This is a genomic window from Streptomyces sp. NPDC029956 (assembly GCF_055574655.1).
The window spans coordinates 103,758-126,086 of the sequence record NZ_JBVHZJ010000014.1 but is presented as its reverse complement, the minus strand read 5'-3'; the positions used below and the strand labels follow the sequence as shown (position 1 = coordinate 126,086).

General features: G+C 72.4%; 16 protein-coding genes. 7 read left to right on the top strand and 9 right to left on the bottom strand.

What is annotated here, in order from left to right:
• The first annotated feature begins 209 nt into the window (after nucleotides 1–209).
• The 3 genes from ACZ4XX_RS14240 to ACZ4XX_RS14230 all read left to right on the top strand — a co-directional run bounded on the left by ACZ4XX_RS14240 (nucleotide 210) and on the right by ACZ4XX_RS14230 (nucleotide 5,164).
• Nucleotides 210–2,168, top strand: a complete 1,959-nt coding sequence (locus ACZ4XX_RS14240) for an NAD-binding protein (protein WP_468508277.1) — start codon at nucleotides 210–212, stop codon at nucleotides 2,166–2,168.
• 116 nt (nucleotides 2,169–2,284) lie between these two features.
• Nucleotides 2,285–3,595 carry a hypothetical protein gene (locus tag ACZ4XX_RS14235; RefSeq protein WP_468508221.1) on the top strand — a complete coding sequence of 437 codons (1,311 nt, stop codon included), beginning with the start codon at nucleotides 2,285–2,287 and terminating at the stop codon, nucleotides 3,593–3,595.
• A gap of 174 nt (nucleotides 3,596–3,769) precedes the next feature.
• Nucleotides 3,770–5,164, top strand: coding sequence for a phytase (locus tag ACZ4XX_RS14230; protein ID WP_468508220.1), 1,395 nt, complete (start codon nucleotides 3,770–3,772; stop codon nucleotides 5,162–5,164).
• Between the two features lie 121 nt (nucleotides 5,165–5,285).
• Here the strand turns inward: ACZ4XX_RS14230 and ACZ4XX_RS14225 are convergent, their stop codons facing one another.
• The 6 genes from ACZ4XX_RS14225 to ACZ4XX_RS14200 all read right to left on the bottom strand — a co-directional run bounded on the left by ACZ4XX_RS14225 (nucleotide 5,286) and on the right by ACZ4XX_RS14200 (nucleotide 14,258).
• The gene (locus ACZ4XX_RS14225) at nucleotides 5,286–8,282 is read right to left on the bottom strand and encodes a DUF5682 family protein (protein ID WP_468508219.1); all 2,997 of its coding nucleotides are present in this window, start codon (nucleotides 8,280–8,282) and stop codon (nucleotides 5,286–5,288) included.
• On the bottom strand, nucleotides 8,279–9,400 hold the full coding sequence (locus tag ACZ4XX_RS14220; RefSeq protein WP_266974283.1) for an ATP-binding protein: 1,122 nt from the start codon (nucleotides 9,398–9,400) through the stop codon (nucleotides 8,279–8,281). The genes ACZ4XX_RS14225 and ACZ4XX_RS14220 overlap by 4 nt, the downstream gene beginning before the upstream one ends.
• Before the next feature lie 23 nt (nucleotides 9,401–9,423).
• The gene (locus ACZ4XX_RS14215; RefSeq protein WP_468508218.1) at nucleotides 9,424–11,010 is read right to left on the bottom strand and encodes a VWA domain-containing protein; all 1,587 of its coding nucleotides are present in this window, start codon (nucleotides 11,008–11,010) and stop codon (nucleotides 9,424–9,426) included.
• Nucleotides 11,007–12,461 (bottom strand): hypothetical protein, encoded by a 1,455-nt coding sequence (locus ACZ4XX_RS14210; protein ID WP_468508217.1) that lies wholly within the window; start codon nucleotides 12,459–12,461, stop codon nucleotides 11,007–11,009. The genes ACZ4XX_RS14215 and ACZ4XX_RS14210 overlap by 4 nt, the downstream gene beginning before the upstream one ends.
• Entirely contained in the window at nucleotides 12,461–12,973 is a 513-nt protein-coding gene (locus ACZ4XX_RS14205) for a hypothetical protein (RefSeq protein ID WP_468508216.1), read from the bottom strand. The genes ACZ4XX_RS14210 and ACZ4XX_RS14205 overlap by 1 nt, the downstream gene beginning before the upstream one ends.
• 151 nt (nucleotides 12,974–13,124) lie before the next feature.
• Nucleotides 13,125–14,258, bottom strand: a complete 1,134-nt coding sequence (locus ACZ4XX_RS14200) for an FAD-dependent monooxygenase (RefSeq protein WP_468508215.1) — start codon at nucleotides 14,256–14,258, stop codon at nucleotides 13,125–13,127.
• Between the two features lie 364 nt (nucleotides 14,259–14,622).
• On the opposite strand from ACZ4XX_RS14200, the gene ACZ4XX_RS14195 reads away from it, so the two are divergent.
• From ACZ4XX_RS14195 to glsA, 4 genes are all read left to right on the top strand, one after another.
• Nucleotides 14,623–14,991, top strand: coding sequence for a GNAT family N-acetyltransferase (locus tag ACZ4XX_RS14195; protein ID WP_468508214.1), 369 nt, complete (start codon nucleotides 14,623–14,625; stop codon nucleotides 14,989–14,991).
• A 77-nt stretch (nucleotides 14,992–15,068) separates the two neighbouring features.
• Nucleotides 15,069–15,752: a hypothetical protein gene (locus ACZ4XX_RS14190; protein WP_468508213.1), complete on the top strand. Its 684-nt coding sequence runs from the start codon at nucleotides 15,069–15,071 to the stop codon at nucleotides 15,750–15,752.
• Between the two features lie 171 nt (nucleotides 15,753–15,923).
• Complete coding sequence (locus ACZ4XX_RS14185; protein ID WP_468508212.1) at nucleotides 15,924–16,586, top strand: DsbA family protein; 663 nt, start codon at nucleotides 15,924–15,926, stop codon at nucleotides 16,584–16,586.
• 120 nt (nucleotides 16,587–16,706) lie between these two features.
• Nucleotides 16,707–18,035: a glutaminase A gene (gene glsA, locus ACZ4XX_RS14180; RefSeq protein WP_468508211.1), complete on the top strand. Its 1,329-nt coding sequence runs from the start codon at nucleotides 16,707–16,709 to the stop codon at nucleotides 18,033–18,035.
• A 36-nt stretch (nucleotides 18,036–18,071) separates the two neighbouring features.
• Here the strand turns inward: glsA and ACZ4XX_RS14175 are convergent, their stop codons facing one another.
• The 3 genes from ACZ4XX_RS14175 to ACZ4XX_RS14165 all read right to left on the bottom strand — a co-directional run bounded on the left by ACZ4XX_RS14175 (nucleotide 18,072) and on the right by ACZ4XX_RS14165 (nucleotide 21,819).
• Nucleotides 18,072–18,506, bottom strand: coding sequence for a DUF7144 family membrane protein (locus ACZ4XX_RS14175; protein ID WP_468508210.1), 435 nt, complete (start codon nucleotides 18,504–18,506; stop codon nucleotides 18,072–18,074).
• Between the two features lie 124 nt (nucleotides 18,507–18,630).
• A complete protein-coding gene (locus ACZ4XX_RS14170; RefSeq protein WP_468508209.1) occupies nucleotides 18,631–19,143 on the bottom strand; it encodes a hypothetical protein in 513 nt (170 codons plus the stop codon).
• A gap of 174 nt (nucleotides 19,144–19,317) precedes the next feature.
• Nucleotides 19,318–21,819: an RICIN domain-containing protein gene (locus ACZ4XX_RS14165; RefSeq protein WP_468508208.1), complete on the bottom strand. Its 2,502-nt coding sequence runs from the start codon at nucleotides 21,817–21,819 to the stop codon at nucleotides 19,318–19,320.
• Nucleotides 21,820–22,329 lie beyond the last annotated feature (510 nt).

The window sequence follows — 22,329 nt, the reverse complement described above, 5'->3', positions numbered from 1 at the left end:
TGAAAGGGTGGGAGCGGCTCCGCCGACGCGGGCCGGAACCAGTGGCAGGCCTCGGAACACATCCGGGGCCCGCACCCACGCCCAGACCCAGGACCGGGTCGGCATCCGGACGAGAGGCGACCATGACCGCCGTACCGCGTCAGGTCACTCGCCGGGAGACCGGCGCGAGCCCTCGGCCCGCCGGGCCGCCCGCCCCGCTGGGCGGGCACATGGTCGTGTGCGGGGACGACGCGCTCGCGCACCGTATCGCCGGTGAACTGGCCGAGGTGTACCGGCAGGACGTCGTCCTCGTCGCGCCCTCCGGGGGCGGACCGAACACCGACGAGCCCCGCGTCCGCGTCCAGCAGGCCGACCGGACACCACCCGACGAACCGACCCTCCTGGAGGCGGGTGTGCGCCGGGCCCAGGCGCTGGCGCTGCTGTACGAGGACGACGAGGTCAACATGCGGGCCGCGTTCCTGGCCCGCCGGCTGAACCCGCACATCCGCCTGGTCCTCCGGATGTACAACCGCAACCTGGGCCGGCGGATGGCCGAGCTCCTCGACCAGGCCCGCGGCCAGGTCGAGGACCGGACGGCGACCTACGACGGGCCCGGCCACGGGCACCGAGACGGCAACGGACGCGGGCGCGCGTACGGGCACGGGCACGGGCACGATGCCACCACGATCGTCCTGTCCGACGCGGACACCGCCGCGCCGGCGCTCGCCGCCACCGCCGTCACCGGTACCCGGAAGATCGTCCAGGCCGACGGGCTGCTGCTGCGCGCCGCCGAGCGGATCCCCACCGAACGGAGCGCCGCCGCGGCACAGGCGTCCGCCGAGCCCGAGGAGGCGGCCGACCCGGGTCTCGTCACCCTCGCCCTGCTGTCGTCGACGACGCGCGACCCGGCAGGCGCGGACGGGTCCGACCGCAGCGGGCGGCTCGCGCCCCGGCTGCTGCCCGACGACGCCGAGGTACGGGCGGCGGCCGGGCACGGCACCGTCGTACTGGAGGCCGTCACCCACGAACCGGTCCTCCCCCGGCGCCGGGAGAGCCGGGGCGCCTCTCCACGCGAGCTCCTGTCTCCCCGGGTGCGCTGGGCGCTCGCCGGTGTCTGCGCCGCGGTCGTGGCGCTCGCCGTCACCTCGTCCGTGACCACCGGTGACCACCTGCTGCACGCCGCGTACCTCACGCTGCTCGACCTCTTCGCGATCGGCGACCCCGCCGTCGGCGAACCCACGGCCCGCCAGGTCCTCCAGATCCTCGCCGGTCTGCTCGGCCTCGTCCTGCTGCCGCTGCTGATCGCGGGGTCCCTCGAAGCCCTCGGCGCGTATCGCAGCGCCGCCGCCCTCCGCCGTCCACCGCGCGGCCTGGCGGGCCATGTCGTCCTCCTGGGCCTGGGGCGCGTCGGCACCCGCGTCCTGGTCCGACTCCACGAGCTGGGCGTGCCCGTGGTGTGCGTGGAGGACGATCCCGAGGCGCGGGGCATCGCCCATGCCCGCACCCTGCGCGTGCCGGTCGTCCTGGGTGATGTCACACAGGAGGGAGTCCTGGAGGCGGCGAAGATCCACCGGGCCCGCGCCCTGCTCGCCCTCACCAGCGCCGACACCACCAACCTGGAAGCCGCGCTGTACGCGCGCATGCTCAACCCGGACCTGCTCGTGGCGCTGCGCCTGTACGACGACGACTTCGCGTCCACCGTCTACCGCACGCTGCGCGCGGCCCATCCCGACGCCCTCACCCGCAGCCGCAGCGTGTCGACGCTCGCCGCGCCCGCCTTCGCCACGGCGATGATGGGCCGCCAGATCCTCGGGGCGATCGCCGTCGAACGCCGGGTGCTCGTGTTCGCGGCACTCGACATCGCGGATCAGCCCCAGTGGGAGGGCAGAACGGTCGCGGAGGCGTTCCGCCCGGGTGCGTGGCGTGTCCTCGCCCTTGACACAAGTGCTCCGGACCCGGCCGGGTCGTCGGACGCCCAGGACGGTCCGGAAGCGGGGACGCGTTCGTCCGCCTCCGACGAACCGCCCGGGCTGCTCTGGGACCTCCACCCCGGATATGTGCTCCACCCCGGCGACCGTGTCGTCGTCGCGGCCACCCGCGCGGGCCTGGCCGAACTGCTCGGCCGGGCGCAGGCTCCGTCGGCGGGACGCACACCCGCGGGGGCGCCGCCGTCGCCCCCGGTCGACTGAACGGCACGAACCGGCGCTCGCAACCTTGCCTGGAATCTTGCCCTTCAGGTCCTGTTCATGATCATATTCAAGCCTTTCTCATGATCATGACCAGGGGGCAGAAAATGACCAGAGGCATGGACCGTCGTTCCGTCATACGCGGCGTGGCGACAGCGGGAGTCGGGGTCGCCGCGGGCGCCCTGACCGTGGGAGGCGGTACCGCGTACGCGGCCGGCTCCGGGGGCGACCCGTACAGCGTCGATGTCATCAGCAAGGGTGCGGACCCGACCGGTGCCACCCCGAGCGACGCCGCCTTCCGTGCGGCCGCCGCAGAGGTGCTCGCCTCGTTCCAGCCCGGGCCGATCTCCGGGGCCATCCCGAAGAAGGTCCTGGTCGTCCCGCCCGGCACGTATCTCCTGACCCAGCCGGACTCGCTCCTGCCGAACGTCGACGGCGAGGGCAACGGCGGGATCGTCGACGGGGTGTCGATCACCGGCTACGGCAAGCGGCTTTCCCGGATCGTGTACTCGCCGGCTGCCGACGACACCACGCTGTGGACGAACTACCAGCGTTACAAGAACATCCGCATCTCAGGCCTGACGTTCACCAGCACCAACGCCACGTCGAGCTTCAACTACGCCTACTCGTCGGCCGAGTACGGCGTCCAGGACACCTGGTACAGCGACGTGGAGTGGCGCGGCAGCTGGAAGCGCGGCATCGGCCTGGACGGACCGGCCACCACGTCCAACCTGAACAGCGAGATGGGCTGGGACCACTGCCAGGTCGGCGGCTCCTACTCCGACGCGTTCCTCGTCATGGGGATGACGACGGCCGCGACCCAGCAGGACCAGTTCCTCAACTACTGGTTCCGCGACTGCAAGGTGGAGTACCAGTCCGGGGTGTTCGTGAAGAACGACCGCGGCGGTTCGATGAACTTCGTCGGCGGCTCGTACATCCTCACCGACGCCGCATCCACCGGCACGTTCTTCCAGCTCACCGCCGACGCCACCACCCGGGCCGACTCCGTCATGCGGCTCTACGCACAGGGCATCCGCTTCGAGCTGCGCGGCGTCGGCCACAAGGTCATCGACTCCCAGTGGTACAAGGGCAACATCACCTTCGAGTCCTGTGACGACACCGCCCTGAGCTTCAAGTCCTGGGCGCCGAACGCCGTCACGCACGTCTACGACTTCAACGCCAACGGCGCCCGCGGCCCGATGGTGCGGTACGTGGACTGCGGCCTCATGGGCTCGCACCAGGTGTCGACCGGGGCCACCCCGACCACATACGGCAAGGTCCTCTACGACGGCTGCCGGTTCATCGACATGTCGACGGCGACCGGGACGAGTGGATTCCTCCGCTGGACCGGTGCCGTCGCGCCCCGTTACGAGATGCGCGACTGCCTCATCGGGGCGAGCTATCTGGCGGACGTGAAGAACCCCGCCTGATCGTCCGCCGCAGCAGACACGCGCGGGCCGCGACACACTGTCGCGGCCCGCGCCGCGGTTCACCGCGCGTACACCTGGACTTCGGACCAGTGGTCGGGCGGAGGCCGCCGGGCCGACACGGAAGGGCACCACGCTCACGCAGGACGTACAAGCCCCCCTCCTGAGGAGACTTGCGTGACTCGCCCCCGTACCGCCCGGTCGCTCGTGCTCGCCGTCGCCACGGCGCTCGCCGCGGCCGCCCTCGCCGTGCCCGCCCAAGCCGACGCCGACGCCCAGGCCCATGCCCATGCCCAGGCACAGGCCCAGGCCCAGGCGCAGGCACAGGCACAGGCACAGGCCGAGGCCCGCCACCGTGGTCCCGCCCGCTCGCTGCCGGTCGTGACCCCCCGCGCGGAGACGCCCGTGCTGCACGACGACGACGCGGGCGGCAACGCCGACGCGGACGACCCCGCCATCTGGCGCAACCCCGCCGCCCCCGGCCGCAGCCTGGTCATCGCGACCGCCAAGGAGGGCGGGCTCCGCGTCTACGACCTGGACGCGCGCCCGGTGCAGTCCATAGCCGCGCCTCCGGCGGACGGACCGGACGACGCCCCCGGCCGGTTCAACAACGTGGACCTCGTCCAGGGCCTGCGGCTCTCCTCGGGACGGGCCGACCTCGCCGTCACGAGCGACCGCGGCCACGACCGGCTGAGGTTCTACCGCATCGACCGCGACCGCGCCGGCGGCCCGCTGACCGATGTCACCGATCCCGCCGCCCCGGCCGTCTTCTCCCGGGACCAGGCCGAGATCAACGACCAGCGGACCGCGTACGGCCTGGCGACCTGGACGGACCCGGCATCCGGCAAGTCCTTCGCGCTCGTCAGCCGCCGGGAGCGGACCGGCATCGCCCTGCTCGAACTGCTCCCCACCACCGGCGGCAAGGTCACGTACCGCACGATCCGCACCCTGGACCTGCCGGCCACGTTCCGGCTGCCGAACGGCACCTCCTGGGCCCCGTGCGGTGAGCCCGGTGAGCTGCCGCAGGTCGAGGGCATGGTCGTCGACCCCGCCGACGGCACCCTGTACGCCGGCCAGGAGGACATCGGCATCTGGCGGCTGCGCGCCGACCTCACCGGCACGCCGAAGCTGCTGGACAAGGTCCGCGAGTACGGCGTCCCCGGCGTCTACGACGAGGAGACCGAGGAGTGCACGCCGGGCGCCGACCCCGGCTACGGCGGGACCAGGATCTCTTCGGACGTCGAGGGTCTGACACTGGTCACCGAGTCCGACGGCGACGGATACCTGCTCGCGTCCAGCCAGGGGGACAACACCTTCGCCGCCTACGACCGGGAGCTCGCGGACCACAACGAGTACGAGGGCGGCTTCCGTGTCACACCCGCGAGCGGCACCCTCGACGGCTCCGAGGAGTGCGACGGCGCCGCCGCTCTGAACGCTCCCCTCGGTGCGAAGTACCCGAACGGCCTCCTCGTCGTGCAGGACGGCCATGACGCCCCCGGCGTCGGTGACCGCCCCGCGACCAACTTCAAGTTCGTCGACCTCGGCCCCGTCCTGGACGCCATCGACGACTGATCCCCTTCACCACTGCTCTCCCACACGACCGCTCTCCCTCACTACTGGTCCCCGTCGCCACCGCTTTCCCTCACCCGCGCCGGCCGCCGGGGTCCGACGACCCGGCGGCCGGCGCGCGCAGTCACGGCGTCACGAGGAGCTCCGCCACCGCGTGGGCCGTGGCGGGGTGTCTCGTCGTCAGGGACGGCACAGGGAGCGCCGCGCCCTCGGGCGTCCAGGGGTCGCCACAGCCCAGGAGATCCGCGACGGCGTCGCAGGTGGCGCGGTGGGTGAACAGGAGTGCCGCGCCCGTCGGGGCCGTCCTGGGCCCGTCCGCCGGGGCCCACCCGTCGGTGCAGCCCAGGAGGTCCGCGACCGCGTCGCACGTCCCCGGGTGGAGAGGGAGCAGCGCCGCGCCGCGTGGCGCGGGCGAGGCCAGGGACGCCTGGGCGACCGGCTGCGCGTGCCACGGCGGGACCCAGGTGTCCAGGGCCGCCAGCCGTGCCGGGAAGATCCGGCCCGCCTCGCGGATGAGCAGCGGGGCGAGGTCGGCGGCGTTCGACCGCAGCGTGGTGATGAGGGTGGGCAGCCAGGGCAGCAGGACGGGGTCGGGGAGCCGTCCGAAGGCGTTCGACACGGCCTCCACGACGACGTCCGCGAGTCCCGGGACCGGCTCGAGGGCGTGCACGAAGCCACTGAGGTAGCGGGGGTACGAGGGCACCACCAGGGGGTTGCCGAGGAGTTCGTCGCAGCGGCCGCGCAGTTCGCCACGGGAGAGCGTGCCGAGCTGGACCTGCGCTGCCCACAGCAGGGCCGTCTTGGCCGGGTCGTTCGGGTGCGACTGCGCGACCGCGAGCTCCAGCTGCGTCCGGTCGCAGCCGAGCGACAGTGCCAGGCTCTCCATGCTGAACAGGAAGCCCAGCATCGCCGCCACCTGCCCCACGGTCGCGTCCTCGTCCCGGAAGGCCGTCGGCAGCAGCGTGCAGTAGTGCGCGTATCCGGCTCGGACGAAGGACTCGATCCACGCCGGGAGGACCGGTTCGCTGGTGCGGTAGTACGCCAGCAGGCCGCGGACCCGGCGTAGTACCGCCGGTGCGCCGTCGACCGTGCGCTCGCCGGCGAGGACCTCCAGGGCCCGGGTGCCGAGCTCGTCGGCGAGGCGCCGGCCGCCGAGGTGGAGCGTCGCGTCCTCGACGGCCGCGAGGACCTCGGCCGTGGTGGCCTGCGGTCCGTACGCGGTACGGCGCAGCCGCTGCTCCAGCACCTGTTCCAGACTCACGCCCTCGTACCCGAGCTCGATGAGCGCGCGCTGATGGGTGCCGAGCGAGAGGTCCCAGGACTCCTGGATCGACCGCTCGCCGAGCCGCCGCTCCCCCATCACCGTGCGGGCCGCGCCGGGCGGCAGCAGGCGGCGCAGCATCCACAGGACGTCCGAGCAGGCGCGCAGCTCCGGCCGGGACGCCATGTCCAACAGGGCCCGGCGTACACCGCGCTGCTGGAGGTTCAGTCCCAGCGGTGCCAGCCGGTCGTGCACGTCACGGGCGAGGGGCGGCAGAGCGTCGTAGCCGACCTGGCCGATCCGGTCTCCGCCCATCATGATCTCGACGAGCCGCCGCACGTCCCGGCGGCCGGGGACGGTGTCCTTCTCGATGCAGGTGACCGCCGCGTCCTGGAAGTCGTACGGCGTCGGCTTGGCCCGGTCCCGCATGGCGGCGAGCAGGATCGACGTCTCGAACACGGCGATGGCGTCGGCGGTGGAGGCCAGGTAGCCGCTGCGGCGGGCGGCGCGCACGATGTCCACGGACCAGCCGAGCAGTTCGGCCTCGTCGAGGGTGTGGAGGACGGGCGGCTGCTGGAGGAAGCCGGTGAGCCGGTCCTCGGTCGGACCGGGCTCAGGACCGGATGCGGCACCGTGCGCAGCGGGTACGGGCGCGGGACCGGATGCGGGTACGGGCGCGGGCGTGGCCGCCGGGGCCTTCGCCGACGTCTTCCTCGCACTCGGCTTCTTCGTACCGGACTGCCCTTCCAGACGGTACGGCTTCACGCGGGTGCGCTTCAGGTTCTTCGCCCATTCCGTCGCGGCGATCGACACCGAGCCGGACGCGAGGCCGAACTGTGCCTCGATCGCCGCGTGGCTGGAGGGAATCAGCCCGTACTGCCAGGTCGTGGCGGTCCGTGGGGAGATGGCGAAGTCGCCCGTGCCGTGGACGCCGAACTCGTCCACGCGGCTGGCCGCGTGGAAGGCACCGCACACGTACAGGCAGTCGGCGGGGTCGGTGCCGGTCGCGGCGAGGTGCTCGCGCATCCGGGTCCACATGTAGCGCTCGCGGTCCTCGTCGACCCGTACCCGCTCGCCCCGGCCCGGGGCGAGCCGCCGGAACAGGCTGCCGATGAGGAACATGACCTGGCGGTAGGTGTCGTGGTCGCTGTCGCCGAGCGGGACCTCGACGTACTGGTGCCACCATTCCGACCAGTGCCGCACCTTGCCGTGCCGCAGCAGGTGCTCCTCCAGCTCGGCGAAGCGCGGACGCAGGTCGCCGATCTCGACGCCGACGGCCTCGCCGTGCAGGGCCGCCTCGGGCTCGGCCCCGGCTGCGGCCGCGGGCGCGGTCTCGGCCGTGCGCGACTCGCCGTCGGCGGACTGTCGGCTGTCCCACTGGAAGACGTGGTCGGAGGAGCGGTCCACGAGGACGAGTTCCACGCCGGGGGTGTCGAGGGCGTACGCGATGGCCTGGTACTCGGCGGAGGCCTCCGTGATCGGGGCGACGACCGAGAGCGGGGCCCAGTCGGGCGGGAACCCGTCGATGTCGCTCGCGAAGGCCTGGACGGCGACGGGCAGCCGGCAGTTGCGGAGCTCGGTGAGGAGCGGGGTCATGTCCTCGCACAGTTCCAGGTACACGACCTTGGGCTGCTTCTCGCGCAGCCGGCGGGCCATCGCGAGGGCGGAGGCGGGTGAGTGGTGGCAGACGGGGAAGATCTCCAGCGGTTCGGCGACCGCCCGGCCGACGTCGTCGACCATGCCGAGCAGGATGCCTTCCAGGGCGTCCTGACCGCCGGCGAACTCGGCCGCCGCTTCGTGGAGTTGCCCGCGCAGGGCGGCGAAGGAGGCGCTTGTCGGCTTCTCGGGGGTGGTGCTCATGCCAGCTTCGCGATCGCCTCGCGGCCGCCTTCGAGGAACTCGGGCCAGGAGCCGCCCTGCTCCTTGCCGCGCGGCTCGACGACGCCGTGCAGGTACTTGTTGAGGATGGCCAGGTCCTCGGGCTCGCGGCGGGCGAGCGTACCGACCAGGGAGGCGGCGAGCGCGCGGGCCGTGAGCGTGCGCTCACCGAAGAAGTCACTGTGCAGGACCGCGTCCTCCAGGACGCCGATCTGCTCGGCGGTGGACAGGGCGGACTCCAGCTTCTCGTCGTCGCTCCCGGCCGCGGCGGCGGAGGCGCGGAGGTCGGCGAAGCTCTGGAGGAGGACGTCGAGGAGGGTCGGCGGCACGTCCAGCTCGATCGAGTGCCGGCGGAGCAGTTCCTCGGTGCGGAAGCGGACGATCTCGGCCTCGCTCTTCTTGTTCGTGACGACCGGGATACGGACGAAGTTGAACCGGCGCTTGAGCGCGGAGGAAAGGTCGTTGACGCCGCGGTCGCGGCTGTTGGCTGTGGCGATGACCGAGAAACCCGGCTGGGCGAAGACGATGTTCTCGCCGCCGGCGCTGTCGAGCTCGGGGACCGAGATGTACTTCTCGGAGAGGATCGAGATGAGCGCGTCCTGGACGTCGCTGGTGGAGCGGGTGAGCTCCTCGAAGCGGCCGATGGTGCCGGTCTCCATCGCGGTCATGATCGGTGAGGGGATCATCGACTCGCGGGACTGGCCCTTGGCGATGACCATCGAGACGTTCCAGGAGTACTTGATGTGGTCCTCGGTGGTGCCCGCGGTGCCCTGGACGACCTGGGTCGAGTTGCGGCTGATCGCGGCGGCGAGGAGCTCGGCGAGCCAGCTCTTGCCGGTGCCGGGGTCTCCGATCAGGAGCAGGCCGCGGTCCGAGGCGAGGGTGACGATGGAGCGCTCGACGAAGCTGCGGTCGCCGAACCACTTCTGCGTCACCTCCCGGTCCAGCCCGTCGGCTCGCTCGGAGCCGAGGACGAAGAGGCGGACCATCTTCGGGGAGAGACGCCACGAGAACGGCTTGGGGTTGTCGTCGATCGACTCGAGCCAGTCGAGTTCCTCGGCGTACTTGATCTCGGCGGGGGCGCGGAGCAGGTCGGACATGCGAGGGGCCTTTCTGGGCGGTCTCAGGTGAGGAAGGTCTTGAGTTCGTGCACGAGCTTGTTGATGTGGCCGGAGACCACCGGGGTGCCGAGCGCCTTGAACCGCTCCCGGAACCAGGGGTTGACCTCTTGCCGTCCCGAGCTGGTCACCGAGCCGACGGGGATGAACCGCACTCCGGACCGGTGGACCGCCTCGATGCCCTCGAACAGGGGCTGTGAGCGGTCGAACTCGTAGAAGTCGGAGATCCACACCATGACGGTGTTCTTCGGCTCGGCGATCTTCGGCCTGGCCATGGCCATCGCGACGGGCCCGTCGTTTCCGCCGCCGAGGTTGGTGCGCAGGAGCACGTCGAACGGGTCGTGCACCCAGGGGGTGAGGTCGATCGCGCGGGTGTCGTACGCGATGAGGTGGACGTCCACCTTCGGCAGCCCGGCGAAGATCGAGGCGAGGATGGTGCAGTTGACCATCGAGTCGACCATGGAGCCGGACTGGTCGACGACGACGATGAGCCGCTGCGGTGTGGTCCGGCGAACGGTGTGCCGGTAGTAGAGGCGGTCGACGTAGAGCCGCTCCTCCTCCGGGCTCCAGTTGGTGAGGTTCTTCCAGATGGTGCGGTCGAGGTCGAGGTTGCGGAAGACCCGCTTGGGCGGGACCGAACGGTCCAGCTCCCCGGCGGTGGCCTTCTCCACCTGGGTGCGGAGCACCTGGGCGACCTCGTCGACGTATCGCCGGATGAGGGACTTGGCGTTGGCGAGCGCGATGCCCGACAGGTTTCCCTTGTCGCGCAGGAGCTGTTCGATCAGGGACATGCTGGGAGTGAGCCGGGCGGCGAGTGCGGGATCGGCCAGCACTTCGCGCAGGTGCATCCGGCGGACGAGGTCGGCCTCGACGGTGCCGAGTTCGAGCCCCGCGCCACCGCCGTCGACGACGGCCCCGGCGCCCCGGCCGCCACGCAGCCCGCCGGGCCGGCAGCCGAGCGAACGCTCCAGCCAGCCGGCGTCCGACTGCCAGCGGGCCAGCTGCCCGGCGGAGACCGTTCCCGAGCCGGTGGAGAAGACGTTGAGCAGCAGTTTCGACGCGAGTGCGGCACGCCGGACCTCTGCCGCCCGGTCGCGGACGCCGTTCGGGTCGGCCTCAGGTGTCATCAACCCGTCGAACTCGTCGGCCAGTTCGGGATGACGCTGGACGACGGAGTCGACGGACGCGCCCGGGTCGAGCAACGCGGCCGGCAGGCCGATGTCCTCGACGACGGCGACGCTCGCCGCTTCCAGGGCGGCCTGCTCCTCGGGGTCGAAGAGCCGGGCGAGGAGCCGCCAGTAGAGGACCTGCCGACGGTTGTCGTCCGGGTCCGGGACGGCGGCGGTCGGGGAGGCCGTGACCAGGGAGGGGACGGCAGGGGCAGGGCCGTCAGGGGAAGGGCTGACAGAGGGAGCGGCGACCGGGGAAGTCCCGGTCGACAGGTCGGCCGACGGGAGGTCGGAGGACCCATGGTCGGCCGACGGGAGGTCGGAGGACCCGTGGTCGGCCGACGGGAGGTCGGAGGACCCGTGGTCGGCCGGCTGAACGTCGGTCGGCTGGAGGCCCGTGGCGGCGGCGTCGGCGTCGGTCATGCGCGCAGCAGCTTCCCGGCTCGTTCGCGCAGCACGGCGACGGAGTCCGTGGCCGCCTTCTCCGCCCGGGCGCCCGTCTTGTCGGCGGTGCCTCCGGCCCACGCGCCCGCGTGCACGACGACGGTCTTCTTCCGGACGGTGGTCTCGACGGCCAGTGGCTGGAGGACGAACTCCCCCGCGTCCCAGCGGAGCAGCCCCAGGCACGCGCCCGACGCGGCCACCGCCTCCGGGGTGAGCGGACCGGCGGCCGGGATGCGGTCGGTGTCGACGGCCAGCCGGTGCCCGGCGAGCGCGAACGTCAGCCGGCCGTCGCCCTCGCCCTCGTTCTGCTTCTCGTTCTCGTTCTCGTTCTCGTTCTCGTTCTCGTTCTCGTTCTCGTCCTCCACCGTGTAGCCCTCCAGGAGGACGGGGACGGCGATCCGCGCCGGGTGGCGGTCCAGCGGCGCGGTCACCGGGTCGGCGGCGGTCGAGAGGACGACCCGGGCCGTGCCGAACGGGTCGGCGGGCTCTCCCGTACGCGCCCGCTCGTCGTCCCAGACGAGGTCGCCCTCGTCCGTGACCGGCATGCCGTCGAGCTCCATGGCGCGGCACTCCCCCGCGGCGGCGAGCAGCGACATCCGCGGCCGCAGCAGCTGCCAGAGGCCCGCGCCCACGACCGTGTCCGGCTTGGGCGCGGACACGGCCGCCCGGACCAGCCGCGGCTCCGTGCCGTCAGCGGGTTCGAACACGGCGTGCACCTGGGCCTGTACGGCTGTCGCGTGTTCCTGCACGTCCACGCCGAGGGGCAGGAGGCGGCCGGTCACGGTGGACAGGGCCGGGGTCCGGGCGGCGCCCGGCAGGGTCAGGAGCAGGGCGCGCGTCCACAGGTCCGCCCAGCGGCGGACCGGGATGCGGTCCAGGGTGGCCCCGGGGCAGGAGGCCGCGAGTTCGGCGGCGAAGCCGTCCAGCAGGGTGGCCTGGCGGCGCAGCCGCAGGTCCGGCAGCATCGCGGAGACGACGGGCGCGGCGCCGGCGACGAGTTCGTGGTCGATGCCCTGCCATCCCGCCCGGGCGAGGTCGCACAGCCAGGCGCGTGCGGCGGCGAGCACGTTGGCCCCGGGTTCGTCCGCCGTGGCGTCGGCGGTGTTGCGTTCGGCGCGCGGCCGGCCGGTGATGTCCGCGACGCGCTCGGTCAGGGCGTCGTGGACGGATCCCATGAGGGCGGTGCGTGCGGCGGCGAGCGCCACGAGGTGGTCCTCGCCCGCGGCCCCGGCGGCGGCCTTGTCGGCCGCCTCGGCGACCGGCGCGGCCAGCGGCGATCCGGCGACGGCGGTGGCGAGTGCCGCCAGGCCGGCGGCCTGGTCGGGCTGGGGGCGGAGCAGTCCGGAGACGAGTGCCCGGTCGAACGCGTCGACGGCGGACAGTGCCTCGTCGAGCCCGTCGACGGGGTCGGTGAACAGGTCCGTACGCATCAGGCGACCGTCCTCGTCGGCGGGAACCACTGCATCTCGGGCAGCGGCGCGGTGGCCGGCTCCAGTTCCAGGTAGGCGAGGTGCCGCAGGAAGCGGCTGAACACCGGCGCCGCCGCCGAGGTGTCGCCCTGCGCGGGCCGCGTGGCGGTCATCAGCGCGACGAGCCTGTGCGCGTCGGGCCGGATGCCCGGCGCGTCGCCCGTGTCGGCCTTCAGGTAGCGGGCGACGCGCTCGGCCCCGTACTGGAGGACGGCCTCGCCGACGAGCGCCCGGATGTGGTTGCAGAAGCTGCCCCGAGCGCCGCCGCAGGGGCGGTTGTTGTTCGTGCTGCAGGCGAACGCGTACGTCCCGGTCGCGATCGAGGACACGTACACGCGTCCTGCGTCGGACCCGCTGGACACGACTCCCTGCAACCGTCCGTCGGCCAGTTCGACGAACGGCACCTTGGCGAGTTTCCGCGGTCGCGCGGGCTGTACCACCCGCGCCGTACTCGACAGCTCCCAGACCGGCAACGCACTTCTCCCATGCACGTCAAAGGGGATGTTCCCGCCGTTGCGGCGGAACAGGAACGAACCTATCCCCGGCCACTGACAACGCCCTTGGAGCGTGTCCTGGAGACGTCCCCCGGCGTCGCCGGGGCAGGCGGGAGTGTGGCGGCAGGACCTAATAGGGCTTCGCCAGGACGTGGGCGGCGCCCGGGATGCCGACCTCCAGGAGGGCGTCCTCCTCGGTGGTCGTCTCCGCGCCCATCTCCTGCTTGAGGACCGCGCGCGACATGGCCTGCACCCACATGGCCCGCGGCCTGCGTCGGGCCTCCCAGGCCGCCAGGGCCGCCGGCACCGAGGCCGCCGTGTCCAGGGACTCGGCGAGGACGAGGGCGTCCTCGACGGCCATGGCCGCGCCCTGGGCGAGGTGCGGGGTGGAGGCGTGGGCCGCGTCACCGGCCAGGGCCACCCGGCCCACGTGCCAGGGCTCCTCGACACTCACCTGGGAGATGCGGGAGTACACCACGGCCGAGGGGTCGGTGACGGCGGCGAGCGCCTCGGCGACGGGGCCGGAGAACATGGCGAGGCGCTTCGCCAGCTCCTCGTGCGCGTGCTCCGGGTCGGGGCGGAAGTCCTCGGCCTCGGGGAACACGGCCCCCAGATACATCAGTTCGTCCGTGATGGGGGTGAGCAGGGCCTTCGCCTCCCTGCCCGCCGTGGCCATCACCACGCCCCGGACGTCGGCGGGGCGGGGCAGGGTGACCCGCCAGTTGGCGAAACCGGTGTACGCGGGCGCGTACCGGTCGCCGTAGAGCCGGGTACGGAGCGGGGAACCGATCCCGTCGAAACCGACCACGAGGTCCCGGCGTCCGGTGGAACCGTCGGAGAGCGTCACGTCGACGCCCGTGCCGTCGTCGTCGAGTTCGGTGATCGTCACACCGAACCGGACCTTCGCGCCGGCGGCGACGGCGGCGTCGCCGAGGACCCCGGCGAGTGCGGGCCGCGGTATGCCGTTGGCGGCCGGCACGTCGCCCATGCGCGGCTGCGGGATACGGGCGAGGACGTTCCCCGCGGGGTCGGCGATCGTCAGGAACTCCCACTCGAACCCTGCTTCCAGGCACGCGTCGAGGACGCCGATCTCCCGCATGCCGTACAGGGCGTTGGTCGGCTGGATGATGCCGACGCCGAGCGCGTCCAGTGCGTCGCGGATCTCGGCGACCTCCACGGTGTGGCCGCGCCGGGCGAGGGCGGTGGCGAGCGTGAGACCGCCGATGCCTCCGCCGTGGATGAGGACGCGCAGGGGTGATGCCATGTCGGATGTCTCCAGAACGTGTCGGGGAGCGGGCGGTGGGTACGAGGGGACGCGGGACGCTGCGGGGCGGGGACGGCGGGCGGGTCGGTCGGGCCGGGGACGGCAGCCTCGTCAGGTGGTCCAGGAGCGACTGCGGCAGTCCGTCCCTGCCGAGCCCCGCGAACCGCCGGACGTCATCGATGGGCGGGGGCCTGCGGTTCGAGGTCGAGCGCGGCCCTGATCCCTTTCGCCGTACGGGTGTTGTGCCGTCGAACCACTCCGGCGCGCGCATTGTAATCACGCAGTGATCACATGCGATCGCCTGTTCCGGCGGGCGCCCCGTGCTCTCTCGACACCCCGCTCGCGATCGGGTTGGCCGACCGCCATGCCAGAGCTGCGTACCGAACGTCTCGTGCTCCGGTCGTGGAGGGAATCCGATCGCGCACCGTGGGCCGCCGTGAACGCCGGTCGCGAAGTCCGGGAACACCTGGGGGACGTGCTCACGCGGGAGCAGAGGGACGCCGCGCTGTCCGCCATGCGGGCCGACTTCGCCGAGCGAGGGTTCGGCTGGTGGGCTCTCGAAGCACGCGAGACCGGTGTGGTCATCGGCCGCGCCGGCCTGGACATGGTGGCTGACATGCCGTTCGCGGGGGTGGACGTCGGACGGCGGCTGACCCGTTCGGCGCGAACGGCCCGCGGACGGGACCACCGTGTTCCGTGGGGTTCGGGATGCGCCTCAGGCGCATCAGGGTGAGCGGGATACCCTGCTCGAACTGCCAGGTGCCACCCGTGCGCCTGGGCCCACCGAGTGAACCTGGAAGCACGGACCACATGGCACGCGCACACGGCACCCGTTGCGCATCGCCTCTCCCGGAGACGCGGCGCGGACTGTGGACGGCGATCGCCGTCGCCGTCTGCGTGGTCCTGCCGTTGGCCGGTCACCTGCTGGTGCAGGGGCATGTCCCCCGGTGGGTGATGCTCTCCGTGCCGCTCTGCGGTGCGGGTGCGGCGGCGGTCGTCCTGTCGGGCCGCCGGCTCTCCGACACACAGCTGCTGACCGCACTCGTGGGTGCGCAGGTGGTGTATCAGGCCGCCTACGCCGTACCGGGTGTCTGCGCCGTCGCAGGCGCTCCCGACGGCCTTGTGGGCTCGCTCGGCCACGGCACCGCCGCCGGGGCGCCCCCGGAGGCCTTCGCGGCGGGGCACGTGATCACTCTCGTTCTGGCGGCCCGCCTCCTCAGGGTCTTCGAGCGGTTCCGGTGGCAGACGCCTCCGGCGCTCACCGCGGTGGTCGCGTTGCTGCGATTCGTCTGGCTGTGCTGCGGCGTCCCCGGCTCCGGACCCGGGCCGGCTCGCCACCCCGCCCAGGACGACACTCTGCCGCTCCCGCGCTTCATCGCCCGGTTGCAGGCCGGCCGCGCGCCCCCTCGTGGCCGGCGCGGGCAGACCGTCCACGCCCCTCTCCTCGACCGGGCCGTGTCCCTCCGGCTGCCTCGGTACGCCCTCGCGGCATAGCCCGGGGCCGCTGCCGGGCTCGGCATTCCCGACCCGCCCCCGTCGACGTCATCGGCGACGGCTGGTGGACCGACCTGGCGCGCCACTGGGGCCCGCGGCTGCTCACCAGGACAACGGCCCCGGGCGGCATGACGGCCCGGCATCCGGCCCCACCCCCACTCGTGAGGACTCATGACCAAGCTCAAGAAGAACCTCCTGGCCGCCGCGGTCCTCGTGGCAGCCCTCGGCGTCGCGTTCGGCTCGTTCCTGCTCTTCGCACCCGCGGACCCCGCGTCCGTGACCGTCGAGGCCGCCGCCGACGCCCGTCCCGTCCGGGAGGACAGCCACCGCCTGACCACGCCCCGGCGCAGCGAACTGACCGTCGTCGAGTTCCTCGACTTCGAATGTGAGGGCTGCGGTGCCGTCCACCCCACCGTCGAGAGGCTGCGCGCCGAGTACGGGGACCGCGTGACGTTCATCGCCCGCTACTTCCCCATGCCCGGCCACCGCAACAGCACGACCGCGGCCCTCGCGGTCGAGGCGGCGGCCCGGCAGGGCGAGTTCGAGGCGATGTACGGCAAGCTGTTCGCCACGCAGAAGGAGTGGGGCGAGGCGAAGGAGTCCAAGGCCGCCCTCTTCCGCACGTACGCGGTCACCCTGGGCCTCGACGTGGCGAAGTACGACGCCGCGGTGAAGGCGCCGGCGACTCTGGAACGCGTCAGGGCCGACCAGCGGGACGGACTCGCCCTCGGCGTTCAGGGGACGCCGACCTTCTTCGTCGACGGGGTGCGGGTCCGGACCCCCGGCTCCTACGAGGGCTTCAAGGCCCTCATCGACGCCCGGCTTGCCCGGTGACCGGCGACAACGCCCCTCCCCTGTGGGCCTCGCTCCGCTCGCCGGCCACGCACCCGCTTCCCGCGTCCCCGACGCCGTCCTCCGGTGGGGCGTCATCGACATCTGGACGAGGATGGCCACATGGTGAAGGGTGTCGTGGTCGATGCGGTGAACGCCGTGCTGGCGAAGCTGTGGCGTGAGTTCCGGGAGCTGGACAGCGGGCACCTCGCCACGTACATCCCGCCCCTGACGCAGGCGGATCCCGCGGACTTCGGCATCGCGCTGGCGAGTGCGTCCGGGCATCGCTACCGGGCGGGAGAGGCGGACAGGCTCTTCACGATCCAGTCGGTGTCCAAGCCGTTCGTCCTCGCGCTCGCGCTGAGCGAACTCGGCGCGGCCGAGGTCTTCCGCCGTGTGGGTGCCGAGCCCAGCGGTGAGCCGTTCAACGCGATCAGCCTGGATCCGAAGACCGGCCGGCCGGCGAACCCCATGATCAACGCGGGGGCCATCGCGACCACGGCCCTGGTGCCGGCCGCGGGCGCCGAGCAGCGATTCTCCCGGATCCTGGAGACGCTCAGCGGCTTCGCAGGCCGGGCCCTGGACGTCGACGAGGAGGTCTACCGCGCAGAAGCCGCCACGGGCGACCGGAACATCGCCCTGGCGCACCTGATGCGTGCGGCGGGATCCCTCACGGGTGACCCGTCAGCAGCACTCGACGTCTATTTCCGGCAGTGCGCGATCCGGGTCCATGCCGTCGACCTCGCGGTGATGGCGGCGACTCTCGCGAACGGCGGGGTCAATCCCGTCACCGGTGCGCGGGTGGTCCCTGAGCCGGTGACCGTCCAGGTCCTGGCTGTCATGGCGACCTGCGGGATGTACGACGGTTCGGGCGACTGGCTGCTCCGCGTGGGGCTGCCGGCGAAGAGCGGCGTCTCCGGGGGCTTGGTGGCCGTCAGCCCGGGCCGGTCCGGCATGGGCTGCTACAGCCCGCTGCTCGACGGCGCCGGGAACCCCGTCCGCGCGGTCGCGGCGCTGACCGTGCTGTCGCAGGAACTCGGGCTCCATCTGATGCACAACCCGGCGCCCGGCACGCCGGTCGTCGAGACCGGCCCGAGCGACGGACCGGGAGGGGCCGCGTGGTCCCGACCGGGGAACGGAACGGCACCTGGCGATCTGTCCCCCTGGGTCGCCGCGCGGGGAGAGCTCGACTTCACGGCCGCCGAACGGCTGGCCTACGCCCTCGCGGAGCGCCTGCCCGAGGTCGGCCACAGCCGCGCTGTCGTCGACCTCGCGCACGTCACGGCCGTCGACGCGGCTGCGGAGACCCTCCTGCGCGCGGTTCTGGAACGCGTCACGGCCAGGGGACACCTCGTGGGCCTCGTGGGCGAGGCCGCAGTGCCCCTCCGTGCCCATGGGGTCGTGCTCGCCTCACGGTCGGCCGCCGTCGAGTGGGCACGGACGCCCTCGTGACCGGCGCCTACGGAGACGGCGCCGGCCGGCGGTCGATCAGGCCGTGCCGTGCTTGTGGAAGGAGGTGTGGTCCGTGGCCAGTGCCCAGATCACGATGATCGAGATGGCCATCGAGAAGAGCGCCCACCAGGGCTGGTAGGGCAGGAACATGAACTGGGCGACGGTGTTCAGGACGGCCAGCGTGATGCCGCCCATCCGTCCCCACTCGGAGCCCATGAGGATTCCGGTGCCGGCGAGGCCGACGAGGATGCCGAGGACGATGTGGGTCCAGCCCCAGCTCGTCAGGTTGAACTCGAAGACGTAGTCGCCGACCCGGGCGTAGACGTCGTCCTTGGCGACGGCGACGATGCCCTGGAGGATGTCGAGGATACCGATGACCACCATGAGGACACCGGCGAACAGGGTTCCGCCTGCGGCCCCTCTGACGCTCGTGCCGGCGCTGGGCGGGCGGGGTGCGGTGTTCTGGCTCATGGGGTCATCGTCCGGCCGCCGCTCCGGGAGCGATCGTTCAACTACTCCGAACGGGTGAACGCGTGCGGGTGTCGCCCCCCCGTCCGCCCCACCAGGCCGCCCCGCCGCTCCGCCCGCCCCCGGCCTAGATCCGTCCTCGCACGAACCGCGTCCGGTGCCCGAGCACCCGGCCCAGCTCGGCGACGAAATCCGGCAGCAACGCCGGCCCGTTCCAGAACTCGAACCCCAGGTACGCGAAGGCGAGCCCGCCTCCGGTCCACTCCCACGCGGCCAGCGGCACCAGCCCTCCGCAGGCCGGACAGGGCACGTCGCCCCTGCCGGTGTTCCACCATCCGTCCATGGCCGGAGAGAACACCTCCAGGTGTTCTTCCCCGAATGCCACCGCGCAGCGCGGACAGACCGGCGGCCCGCTCCGCTGCGGCGAGAAGAACACCGTCCGCCCGGTGACCACGGTCAGCCCATCGCTCCCGCTCGCTTCCCGGAACCCGGTCGCCCTCTCCCACCGCGGCCCGGGAACGTGGTCCGGCAGCCTCACGACTCCCTCGCCCACCAGCCATGCCGTCACCCGCTCCCCGTGCGCGGCGGCGTCCTCGGCTGTCGCGTCCAGGTCGACGATCGTCTGAAAAGAGCTGCTCACAGGCGAACGGTAGACGGCTGGGCCGATCGCCGGGCCGGAGAAGGCCTGGCGGGCCCGAGACGGCCTTGCCAGCCGAAAGGCCTGGCGGCCTGCAGAGCCGAGAAAGGCCTGCCGGCCCCTCGCTGCTCGCGAGGGCCCGGCAGGCCGGTCATCACCGCCGCCGTGGCGGCATCGTCAGTTGACGGTCCACTGCTGGAGCGACGTCCCGGTGTCGGGCTGTTGGGTGACGAGGGCTCCGTCGGCGGTGGAGGCGGTGGTCAGCAGCAGCCCGCTCGCCGCGGAGGCGACGGTGTAGGTGCCGGCGGCCAGGCGGACGATGTTCCAGCGCTGGTTGGCGCCCTGGGTGCAGGTCCACTGGATGACGCGCGCGCCGGTGCTCGTCGAGCCGCCCTCGACGTCGGCGCACAGCCCGGACTCGCTGTTCTTGAGTATGTAGCTCCCGTCGGCCTGCTGGGTGAAGCTCCACTTCTGGTTGGGGCCGCCGGTCGGCGCCCACGTGATGAGCCGGGTGCCTGCGGTGGTGCTGTGGTCGGGGTTGTCGAGTGCCTTGCCCGCGGCGGTGAGGGTGTGGACCCCGTCGAGGGAGGCCGCGACTGCCCAGGTGAACGTGGTCGTGCCCGTGGCGCTGCCGGAGGACGCCGTGACGGTGACGGTCGACGTGCCCGCCGCGGTGGGCGTGCCCGTGACCAGTCCGCCGGCGCTGATCCCCAGCCCGGCGGGAAGGCCGGTGGCGGTGAACGTCAGGGGTTTGCCCGCGGAGTCGGCGGCTTCCAGCTGGAGGGAGACGGGCTTGTTCAGGGTGGTCGTCCGGTTGCCCGGGTGGGTGACCGTGACCGTCTCGGCCACCTGGCCGGTCGGGGTCAGAGTCAGGGCCTGCTCGCCCGCCGTCCGGGTGCCGCCGACCGCGTTGCCCGTGGTGTTGCTCCAGTTGCGGGTGGGTGTGGTCTCGGCGAGGCGCCCGGAGTCGGCGGAGAGGCCGATGACGAGGCCGCTGTAACGGTTGACGATCTTGTACGTGCCGGTGGCCGCTCCGTCGGCGGGCGAGGTGCCCCGGATCACGAACCACTGCTGACCGACGGTCGGGCCGCCGGCCGGGGCGGCGGTGACCGTGGGCTTGGTGCCCCAGGCTCGCGTGGTGGTGGAGGTGGTGCTCACGCCGAGGAGCCGGCCGGAGGCGGAGTTGGCGATGCGGTACGAGCCGTCCCCGTTCGGGGTGAAGATCCACGACTCGAGGCCGGAGCCGGTGGCGGCGGCGAGGGAGGTGGTGGCCGAACCGCCCGAGACCTCGGCCAGGACGCGGCCACCGGCGCTGGAGATGCGGTAGGCCCTGGTCGTGTCGACGGGGGCCGCGGGCTCCGTGGTGCCGATCGTCAGGTTGACGTACTCGCTGCTGGTGCCGTTGGAGCAGCCGAAGGAGCAGTAGGAGCGGAAGTTCTTGCCGACGATCCCGGAGGCGGTCTTGTTGCCGCTGTCGAGGAACCAGCGGTACCAGGAGGCGTTCCTGTAGCTACCGGTGTCACCGAGACGGAACCACTTCTGGGTGGCCAGGTTGTCGGTGGCGTAGATCTCCTGGGAGGCGTTGCCGCTCTGGTCGACCGCCTGGGGCTGGCCGATGTACAGGCCGAGATGGGCGTTGTACGTGATGTCCATGACGAACAGCGGGGACGTCGGGGGTGTCAGGCCGGCGGCCACCTGCTGGCTCACGGTGCCGCTGTTGGCGGGGTCGTACTCCTTCGACGGCGGGGTGTAGCCCGTCGTGCTGCCGGATCCGACCGGGACCATGGTGCTCTCGCGGCCTCCGACGCCGGGCTCCGACCAGGCGCCGCCGTACCACTTCTGCCAGGAGCCGGGCGCCATCTTCGACGCGATCGGGGCTCGGGCGACATGCCCGTAGAACGCGGCCCAGCCACCGCCCTTGTTCACGATCCGGGAACCGTAGAAGGCGTAGAAGTAGCCGGACGCCGTGTCGACGAACAGGCGCTGGTCACCGGTGCCGTAGTGGTACGTCTGCTGCGGGAAGGCAGCGGTGTCGCCGCGCTCGGTGCTGTAGTGCGAGGTGATGACGTGGTCCTTGATGGTCCACGTGCGTCCCTGGTCCTTGGAGACGGCGTAGTCGATGCCGTCGTAGTGAATGCCGTCGCCGAAGGGCTGGGGGGTGAACTCGTTGTGCACGAGTCCGTACCAGTCGCCGGTGTCGGGGTCGACCCAGACACCGGCGAGGTCGCAGTAGTTGCGGTGCGCGTACGAACCGGTGGAGGGCGCCTGGGTGGACTCCACACCTGTCGGGCTGTTGTTGCAGCGCCAGGTGGTGTCGTTGTTGCGGTCGTTGGGGTTGGCCGGGTTCACCGCGTCGCTGATGCCGCTGGACCGGGTGGCGGTGTCGAAGTTCGTCCCGGTGTAGAAGGTCCACTTGCGGGGGTCGCTCGCGCCGTACAGGGCGTGCGCCTGCTGGAAGTAGAAGGTGCCGTCCTTGTCGATGTACGTGCCGGCGGGGGTGTCGTCGGGGTGGGTCCACGAGCCCTTGGCGCCGACGGTGACGGTGTAGCCGGCGGCGCCGGGTGCCGCGTCCGCCGCGGACGCTGCGGACGCCGCGGGCGTCGCCAGCGTGCTGCCGCCGGTGACGACCAGCGCGGCGGCGACGAGCGCCGCGGCCAGTCTGCTACGAGGAGTGCGCATGGTTCTCCCTGATCGGAGGAGCCACGAGGGGGAGGGCTCCTTGACGGTCCGGCGTCCTCGGGGGCGGCCGACGAACTGACGGGCGGCGGCGCGGCCGGCTGTTCCGGGTGGGGTGGGGCGAGACGGTGCGGGTGCACGGCATGCGGCCGAGCGGCACTCAGACTGCTCGCCCGTGGGTCATCGCTCATAGGGACGAATCACCCCGGCGCTTGGACTTTCCGCCGGGACGCCGAGTTGTCGCCTCGTCCGTAGCAGGCCCGCGCTGCTCGCCCGGCTGCGCTCGGTCCAGGGAGACTTCGACGGCGCCCTCCTCAAGGAGGAGGGACGCGACCACCCCCGGGTACGCCAGAAGGCCGGGCGGGCCTCCCCTGGGGGAGGGCCCGCCCGGCCCGGACCGTGAGGTCTACCGGATGTCGTAGGCGCGGGTGATGGTCTGGGGGACCCGGACATCAAGGTGCCGGGCAAGCTCCGCCACGTCGTCGCGGAGATCTCCGCCCTGCTTCACCACTT

Excerpts from the sequence above, each read along its gene's own strand:
- ACZ4XX_RS14235 (WP_468508221.1), top strand. The coding sequence starts at position 2,285 with ATGGACCGTCGTTCCGTCATACGCGGCGTGGCGACAGCGGGAGTCGGG.
- ACZ4XX_RS14215 (WP_468508218.1), bottom strand. The coding sequence starts at position 11,010 with ATGACCGACGCCGACGCCGCCGCCACGGGCCTCCAGCCGACCGACGTT.
- ACZ4XX_RS14190 (WP_468508213.1), top strand. The coding sequence starts at position 15,069 with ATGGCACGCGCACACGGCACCCGTTGCGCATCGCCTCTCCCGGAGACG.
- ACZ4XX_RS14165 (WP_468508208.1), bottom strand. The coding sequence starts at position 21,819 with ATGCGCACTCCTCGTAGCAGACTGGCCGCGGCGCTCGTCGCCGCCGCG.
- ACZ4XX_RS14195 (WP_468508214.1), top strand. The coding sequence starts at position 14,623 with ATGCCAGAGCTGCGTACCGAACGTCTCGTGCTCCGGTCGTGGAGGGAA.
- ACZ4XX_RS14210 (WP_468508217.1), bottom strand. The coding sequence starts at position 12,461 with ATGCGTACGGACCTGTTCACCGACCCCGTCGACGGGCTCGACGAGGCA.
- ACZ4XX_RS14220 (WP_266974283.1), bottom strand. The coding sequence starts at position 9,400 with ATGTCCGACCTGCTCCGCGCCCCCGCCGAGATCAAGTACGCCGAGGAA.
- ACZ4XX_RS14240 (WP_468508277.1), top strand. The coding sequence starts at position 210 with ATGGTCGTGTGCGGGGACGACGCGCTCGCGCACCGTATCGCCGGTGAA.
- ACZ4XX_RS14200 (WP_468508215.1), bottom strand. The coding sequence starts at position 14,258 with ATGGCATCACCCCTGCGCGTCCTCATCCACGGCGGAGGCATCGGCGGT.
- ACZ4XX_RS14175 (WP_468508210.1), bottom strand. The coding sequence starts at position 18,506 with ATGAGCCAGAACACCGCACCCCGCCCGCCCAGCGCCGGCACGAGCGTC.
- ACZ4XX_RS14225 (WP_468508219.1), bottom strand. The coding sequence starts at position 8,282 with ATGAGCACCACCCCCGAGAAGCCGACAAGCGCCTCCTTCGCCGCCCTG.
- ACZ4XX_RS14185 (WP_468508212.1), top strand. The coding sequence starts at position 15,924 with ATGACCAAGCTCAAGAAGAACCTCCTGGCCGCCGCGGTCCTCGTGGCA.
- glsA (WP_468508211.1), top strand. The coding sequence starts at position 16,707 with ATGGTGAAGGGTGTCGTGGTCGATGCGGTGAACGCCGTGCTGGCGAAG.